The organism is Stenotrophomonas sp. GD03777, assembly GCF_029842485.1.
In the GTDB taxonomy this organism is placed as follows: Bacteria; Pseudomonadota; Gammaproteobacteria; order Xanthomonadales; family Xanthomonadaceae; genus Stenotrophomonas; species Stenotrophomonas sepilia.
Window position 1 is genome coordinate 1 of sequence record NZ_JAOCGL010000148.1, and the last position, 7,218, is coordinate 7,218.

General features: G+C 69.4%; 5 protein-coding genes. 1 reads left to right on the forward strand and 4 read right to left on the reverse strand.

Features of this window, described 5'->3' with window-relative positions:
- Positions 1-40 precede the first annotated feature (40 nt).
- On the reverse strand, positions 41-577 hold the full coding sequence (locus N5E02_RS19365; RefSeq protein WP_050562713.1) for a hypothetical protein: 537 nt from the start codon (positions 575-577) through the stop codon (positions 41-43).
- On the reverse strand, positions 574-3,000 hold the full coding sequence (gene mrcB, locus N5E02_RS19370; protein WP_053500600.1) for a penicillin-binding protein 1B: 2,427 nt from the start codon (positions 2,998-3,000) through the stop codon (positions 574-576). Before mrcB ends, N5E02_RS19365 begins: the two co-directional genes overlap by 4 nt.
- 96 nt (positions 3,001-3,096) lie before the next feature.
- Between mrcB and N5E02_RS19375 the strand changes: the two genes are divergently transcribed.
- Positions 3,097-5,196, forward strand: coding sequence for a glycosyltransferase (locus N5E02_RS19375; protein ID WP_005418463.1), 2,100 nt, complete (start codon positions 3,097-3,099; stop codon positions 5,194-5,196).
- On the opposite strand, the gene N5E02_RS19380 is transcribed toward N5E02_RS19375, so the two are convergent.
- Together N5E02_RS19380 and N5E02_RS19385 are read right to left on the reverse strand one after the other, a co-directional pair.
- Positions 5,193-6,758, reverse strand: coding sequence for a hypothetical protein (locus N5E02_RS19380; RefSeq protein ID WP_065178178.1), 1,566 nt, complete (start codon positions 6,756-6,758; stop codon positions 5,193-5,195). The two genes, N5E02_RS19375 and N5E02_RS19380, sit on opposite strands and share 4 nt — an antisense overlap.
- A 30-nt stretch (positions 6,759-6,788) precedes the next feature.
- Positions 6,789-7,218, reverse strand: a 430-nt coding sequence (locus tag N5E02_RS19385) for an ACT domain-containing protein (protein ID WP_345782207.1), incomplete at its 5' end; no start/stop codon positions are given.

Sequence of the window (7,218 nt, forward strand, 5' to 3'; positions counted from 1 at the left end):
AAGCAGCCAGCCACGAGGGGCTGTGCCGTTGGCTGAAAACTCAGTAACGCTTGATCCCCGGCACTGTGCAGCCCTCAATCTGCGCATGCGCCGACACCGCATTCTCCTTCTCGCCCCGCGCCAGCCGCGACTGCTCGATCGTCGCCCAGTGCCGGCGGCACAGCGGCCCGGTCTTCGAGCCCAGATCCACGGCCTTGCGCGCGAACGTCTCCGCCTGTGCCCACTGCCCCTGCAGCAGCGCCAGTTCGGCACGCTCCTGCAGCACCGCCGGGTCACCGGCCACGATCTCCAGCGCGTGATCCAGGCTGCTGGCGGCACCGGCGAGGTCGTTGGCCTGGCGCTGCGCCTGTGCGGCCAGCCTCAGGTCTTCCACCTGCGAATCACGCAGCGGCTGCACCGACAGTTCCTTGTCGTCCGGACCCGCTGCAGCATCCACGGCCGCCAGGCGCTGCGCCGGCGTGGTGGTGTCGACCGGTTTGACTACCGGCGGCGCGCTGCTCACGCAGGCGGCCAGGGCCAGGCTTAGGCCGGTCAGGGCCAGGGGCTGCAGCAGGGTACGCATGTTCATCGGCATCATCGGCTCGGGGGAGAAGGGGTGGCGGCAGGTTCGGCGGGTGCTTCCGGCTTGCGGTCCAGGCCGAACCAGCTGCGCCAGCCACCGCCCTCGCCTTCAGCCTCGCCCTGCCCCTCGGGCGACGCGGCCGGCGCGCACGGCGCATAGGCAGGCGCATAGCCCACCACGAACGGGAAACGGCGCGCGCCGGGGCAGCCTTCATCGGTGCTGTTGAGACCGGTGGGAGCCACCGGCTGCCAATCCAGGCCCTTGTTGCTGACCCGCAATGGCGCACTCGGCAGGCGCTGGAAGATGCCCGACCAGACCCGCATCGCGCCAGTGGCGCCATACAGGCCGGCCTGCTGGTTCTGATCGTTGCCGATCCAGATCACCGCCAGGTGGTCGCCGGTGTAGCCGGCATACCAGCTGTCACGGCCATCGTTGGTGGTGCCGGTCTTGCCGGCTGGCTGCAGACGGCCGAGGCCATCAGCATTGAGCCGCTGCGCGGTACCGCTGGCGACGACCTGCTGCAGGCCGACACTGATCAGGTTGGCGGCAATCGAATCGCCTTCCTGTGCCGGTGCCGGGGTCTTGTCGTAGCGCTTGAGCAGCTTGCCCTGCGGATCGAGCACGCCACGCACGGCGTGCAACGGCTGGATCTCACCACCGGACGCGAGGAACTGGTACAGCTGCGCCATCGCATACGGGCTCTGGTCGGTCGAGCCGAGGATCACCGCCGGATTGGCCTCGGCCTTGATGCCGGCCAGCACATGGATCAGCTGGGTCACGCGCTCGGGGCCGACCTGCATGCCCAAGCGCACCGTCGCCTGGTTGTACGAATGCGCCAGCGCATCGATCAGGCGCACCGTGCCGTGGCTGCGGTTGTCGGCGTTGCCGGGGCTCCAGTTGCGGCCGCGGCCGAGCTGCACCGTCACCGGCGAATCATCGACCCAGCTGGCCAGCGAATAGCGGTCAGGCTGCGCCAGGGCCAGCAGGTACACGAACGGCTTGAGCAGCGAACCGACCGGGCGCTGCGCCTCGATCGCACGATTGAAGCCGACCTCGGACACCTCACGGCTGCCGATCACCGCCAGCACGTCGCCGTTGTGCACGTCGGTCAGCACCATGCCGGCCTGCAGCTCAGGGCGACGCTGGCTTTCCAGCGACTTGATGGTGCGGGTCACCGCGCCTTCGGCATAGGCCTGCGCGGACGGCGACATGCCGGTCATCACGCTCAGGCCCGCGCCCTGCAGCGCAGATTCCGGATAGTCATGCGCAAGCTGCCGGCGGACCAGGTCGACGTAGGCGGGGAAGCGGTTGGCAGCCACCAGGCCCGGTGTCTTGGGCACGCCCAGCGGAGCCTTCAGCGCGCGCTGGTACTCGGCATCGTCGATCAGCGTGGCGTCGTGCAGCTTGCCCAGCACGAAGTTGCGGCGATCCAGCGCGCGTTCCGGGTTGCGCCGCGGGTCGTAGAAGGACGGCCCCTTGACCAGGCCGATCAGCAGGGCGATCTGCTCGGTCTCCAGCGACTGCAGGTCACGCCCGAACCAGAATTCGGCGCCGGAGGACATGCCATGGATCGCCTGGCTGCCGCGCTGGCCCAGGTACACCTGGTTGAGATACGCCTCGAAAATCGTGCGCTTGTCGTAGCGCGCTTCCATGATCAGCGCGTACAGCACCTCATTGAACTTGCGGGTGAGCGTCTGTTCCTTGCCGATGCCAAGCAGGCCGCTGCGGGCCAGCTGCTGGGTGAGCGTCGAAGCGCCCTGGCGGCTCTGGCCACCGGAACGGATCGTCACCCACACCGCGCGCGCGATGCCTGACAGGTCGATGCCGTGATGGCGGTTGAAGTCCTTGTCTTCCACTGCCTGCAGGCCGGTCACCAGCAGGTCCGGCGCCTCGTCCATGCGGATCAGGCGGCGTTCTTCCTGCTTCTGGCCGTACAGCGTGGCGATGCGCGCCGGATCCAGCCGCGCGGCCTTCAGTGCCTTGCGGCTGTCGGCGTCGCGCAGCGAGGCCACGCCGCCATCGGCCAGCGACAGCTCCACCCGGCGCGGCGCCACCCGGCCATCGACGTCGTTGTAGCCACGACTGGAGATCACAAAGCGACCGCCGTTCACCGCATAGGTGGCCGGCTCCTTGCCCTGCCCGTCATCACGATAGGCGGAGGCGGCCAGTTCGGTCTTCAGCGTGGACGCATCCATCGCCTTGCCGGGGGTGAGCACCAGCGGGCGCGCATACACGCGCGTCGGAATCTGCCAGCGCAGCTCGCCGAAACGCTGGGTCACCTGCTGGTTCAGGTACAGCGTATAGGGAATGAGGAAACCCAATCCCAATGCGACCGCAGCCATGCTCCAGGTGATCAGCCGGCGCCGCCACAGCGGACCGCTGTCCTGCTGGTCGTCGTCGAAATCGTCGATGTCGTCGGAATCGTAGCGTCGGGGCACGGGAATGCGAGAATGTAGGGTCTGGCGAGTCTACCCCAGCCACTGCGGCTGGCGAATTCTCCCGGGTTCCCCTGCTTAAGCTGGAGTTGCAACCGGATGGCGATGTCCCTGGCCGAGATCCGATACCTGATCAACCGCCTGTCGGGCCTGGCCCGCCGGAGCCTGGCAAGCCTGCGCACCCGCGGGTGGCGGGCCACCTGGCAACGCATCCGCGTGCACACCCAGCGCGCCGTTCCCGCGCCGCGCACGCCCCTGTTCCTGCCGCCAGCACAGGCTTTCGCCCCCTTCACGGTGCCGTTCAGCGAGTCGCCGGAGGTGAGCATCGTCATCCCGGTCTACAACCATGTCGGCCACACCCTGGCCTGCCTCCGCGCCCTGGCGGCACACCCGCCCGCAGCCGCGTGCGAGATCCTGGTGGTGGATGACGGCAGCAGCGACGCCACCGCACAGTGGATGCCGCAGGTGGCGGGGTTGCGCTATGAGGTGCGTGCGCACAACGGCGGCTTCATCGAAGCCTGCAACGAGGGTGTATCGCGCGCACGCGGCCGCTACGTGGTGCTGCTCAACAACGATACGGTGCCGCAGCCGGGCTGGCTCGACGCCCTGCTGGACACCTTCGGCAGCGTCCCCGACGCCGGCCTGGTCGGCAGCCAGCTGCTGTATCCCGATGGCCGCCTTCAGGAATCGGGCGGAGTGATCTTCGCCGATGGCAGTGGCTGGAGCTATGGCCGCTTCGAGGCCGCTGACGACCCGCGCTTTGCCAGCCTGCGCGACGTCGACTACTGTTCCGGTGCGGCGCTGATGCTGCCGCGTACCCTCTGGCAGCAGCTGGACGGCTTCGATACCCGCTACAAGCCGGCGTACTACGAGGACACCGACCTGGCCTTCCGCGTGCGTGCACAGGGCCTGCGCGTGCTGGTGCAGCCGGCCAGCCGGGTGATCCACGACGAAGGCACCAGCAACGGCACCGACACCGGCAGCGGGGTTAAGGCCTACCAGGTGCGCAACCAGGCCATCTTTGCCGCTCGCTGGGCCACCGAGCTGGCCCGCCATCCGGCGGTCGGCGCAGTGCCGTCGCCAGCGCTGCTGCTGCGCGGCCGGCGCCAGGTGCTGATCCTGGACGAGGAAGTACCGCAGCCCGATCGCGATTCCGGGTCGCTGCGCCAGGTCAATCTGATCCGCCTGCTGCTGCAGGGCGGTGCCCACGTGGTATTCGTCCCGACCCGGCGCGAGCATGCCGGCGCGGCGACCGAGGCGCTGCAGCGGATGGGCGTGGAAGTCTGGTACGCCCCCTTCCTGGACGGCGTGGCCGGCTGGCTGCGCAGCCATGGGTCGCGTTTCGACGTGGCGATGCTGGTGCGCCACCACGTCGCCCACGAGTGCCTGCCCCTGCTCAAGCGCTATGCGCCGCAGGCACGAACCGTGTTCGACACGGTCGACCTGCACTACCTGCGCGAACGCCGCGGTGCCGAAGTGGCCGGTGATACGGCGCTGCTGCGCGCAGCAGAACGCACCCGCAGCAGTGAATTGGCAGTGATGGAGCAGTGCGACATCACCGTGCTGGTCAGTGCGGCCGAACGGGAGCAGCTGCAGGCCGATGCGCCGCGGGTACGGGTGGAACTGATTTCCAACCTGCACGAGGTTGCCGGCGCCGGCGCCGTCTACGAGCAACGACACGATCTGGTGTTTGTCGGTGGCTTCCGCCATCCGCCGAACCTGGACGGGATGGAGTGGTTCATCGGCGAGGTCTTCGCCCACATCCGCGCCCGGCTGCCGGAGGTACGCCTGCACTGCATCGGCGCCGCGGCGCCGGAATCGTTGCTGGCACTGGCCGCACGCCACCCCGGCGTGCAGATGCACGGCTTCGTCGAGGACATCACGCCCTACATGGACGGCGCGCGCATTGCCATCGCACCGCTGCGGTTCGGTGCCGGCGTAAAAGGCAAGATCAACCTGAGCATGGCCCATGGCCAACCGGTAGTCGGTACCACCTGCGCCGTGGAAGGCATGCACCTGCATCCCGGCCAGGACGTACTGGTAGCCGATGACGCTACCGGTTTCGCCGATGCGGTGGTCCGCCTGTACCAGGACCCGCAGCTGTGGCAGCAGTTGTCCGATGCTGGCCTGGCCAACGTCGCCGAACATTTCTCACTCGAAGCCGCCCGTGCGACCGTGCAGCGGGTGTTCTTCGCCTAGTCCGCCCGTCCACCGGCGCGGCGCAGGCGATCTTCAAACGCCGGCAGTTCGGCCAGATCCGGCTGCAGCAACCGCGCCTGTTCGGCGGCATGCGCGGCGAAGGCCAGGTCACCGTTGCCGAGCCGCTCGCTGCCGATCGCCAGCCAGCGCTGGGCCAACCGCAGCCGCGCCGAGGGCAGTCCGGCTGCGGTCGGTGACAGGGTCTGCCAGGCCTGCAGGCAGGCGCCTGCCGCCTGCACGCGGTTCTGCCGCAGATTGTCGTCGAAGCAGCGTCGGCTGGCGGGCAGCAAGCGTGCGGCGGCTGCCTTCACCCGCGCATCGCGGGGAGCCAGCGACTGGGCTTCGCGCAACGCGTCGAACGCGCTGTGCCCGGGTGGGCTGATCCACTGCCCCGCGCGCTCGGCACGTTCGATCTTCCGCAGGTGGTCGCGCAGCTGGCGTTCGCGCTGCGCCGTGCTGACCGCGGGCTGCTGCAGGGCCCGCTGCGCCTGCTGCGCGCGCTGCAGGCGCTGCGCCAGTTGTTGCCGGACTGCCTGCGAAGCCCCCAGCTCCGCCGCCAGGGCCGCATCACGTTGCGCCGCATCGAACTGGAAGTCGTCGGCGGACTTCTGGCTGCGTGCAACCACTGCCTGCAGGGTCTGCTCACGCCCGCGCTGGGCATTGGAATCATCGGCGGCCACCACCAGCACCGCCTGGAAGCCCTTGGCCGCAGCTTCCAGCTGCTGCCGTCGCAACGCACGCTGCGCCTGCCGCAGGCGCCGGTCGGCGGCGCGCGCGAGGGCCTCCTCGCTCGCCGGTAGATCGGCATGACCAGCATCGAACTGACGGGCACGACGCAGGAGCGCGGCCGCCTCGGCCAACTCCCCTCGCTCCGCCAGCGTGCGTGCCTGCAGCAGCAGGTCGCTCAGCGCATCTTCGCGCCCTTCCAGCGCCGGCAGGTTGTCCGGCTGCAGGGCCAGGATGCGCTGGAACAAGGGTAACGCACTGCTGTCGCCGTCATCCAGGCGTCCGGCCGCGAACGCGTTACGCGCCTGTGCCAACAACGCACCAATACCGGCTCCGGCGCTGCGTCGCGCCTGCAACTGGCGGGCAACCGCATCGGCGTCGCCCTGCGGCACCTGCAGCTCACGGGCCAGTGCCAGAGCCTGCGCGCTGCCGTCCAGGTCATCCGCCTGCAGGCGATCGCGCGCCTGTTGCAGCGCTGCCGCGCCGGTATTGGCCAGGCCCTGGCGCGCCTGCGGGCGATCACCGTCCAGCGCCAGCGCCGCCTGGTAGCGCTCGCGCGCACCACTGCCATCGGCATCGCTCAGGCGCCCAGCCGCCAATGCACGATCCCCCTCGGCCAGCAGCTGTTCGATCTGCGGCTCATCCCAGAACCAGTCTGCCAACGGCTTGCGCAGCAGGACCAGCAGCACGAACACGGCCAGCGCTGTGAGCAGCGCCCAGCGCCAGATCCGGCGCGCATGGCGCGCCTGCAGCCACCACCAACGCCCCTCGCGACGGACGCGGTCCAGCGCAGGATGTTCAGCGCCATGCGGGCGATGCGGGGGCTCGCGTTCCATGCGTGCAGGGTAGCCGGGGCAGCGTGAAGCTCAGCCGAGGCGACGCGCCTCGCTCACGCCCGGCAGCGCATCGAGCTTGCCCAGCAGCGTCGACAACTGCCCGTAGTCACTGACCTTCAGGCGCAGCCGAAGGTGGGCACGGCCACTGTTGCGCACGTTGTCACTGTGGATGTCGAGCACGTAGGCGTCTTCCTGGGCGATCAGGTTGGTGATGTCCTTCAGCAGCCAGCGGCGATCGACCGCATCGACCACCACGTCCACCTCGTAGCCGCCCCCGGCCTGGCCCCACTCCACCGGCAGGATGCGCTGCGGGCTGCTGGCCGCCAGCCGGGCCAGCGCGGCGCAGTCTGCACGATGCACGGTGACACCCCGGCTACGGGTCAGGTAGCCGATGATCGGCTCGCCGGCCACCGGCTGGCAGCAGCGTGCCAGCTGCACCAGCAGGTTGCCCACGCCCTGC

What these genes read in the sequence shown, in the direction of transcription:
- N5E02_RS19365 (WP_050562713.1), bottom strand. Translation starts at nt 577, where the DNA reads ATGATGCCGATGAACATGCGTACCCTGCTGCAGCCCCTGGCCCTGACC.
- N5E02_RS19375 (WP_005418463.1), top strand. Translation starts at nt 3,097, where the DNA reads ATGGCGATGTCCCTGGCCGAGATCCGATACCTGATCAACCGCCTGTCG.
- N5E02_RS19380 (WP_065178178.1), bottom strand. Translation starts at nt 6,758, where the DNA reads ATGGAACGCGAGCCCCCGCATCGCCCGCATGGCGCTGAACATCCTGCG.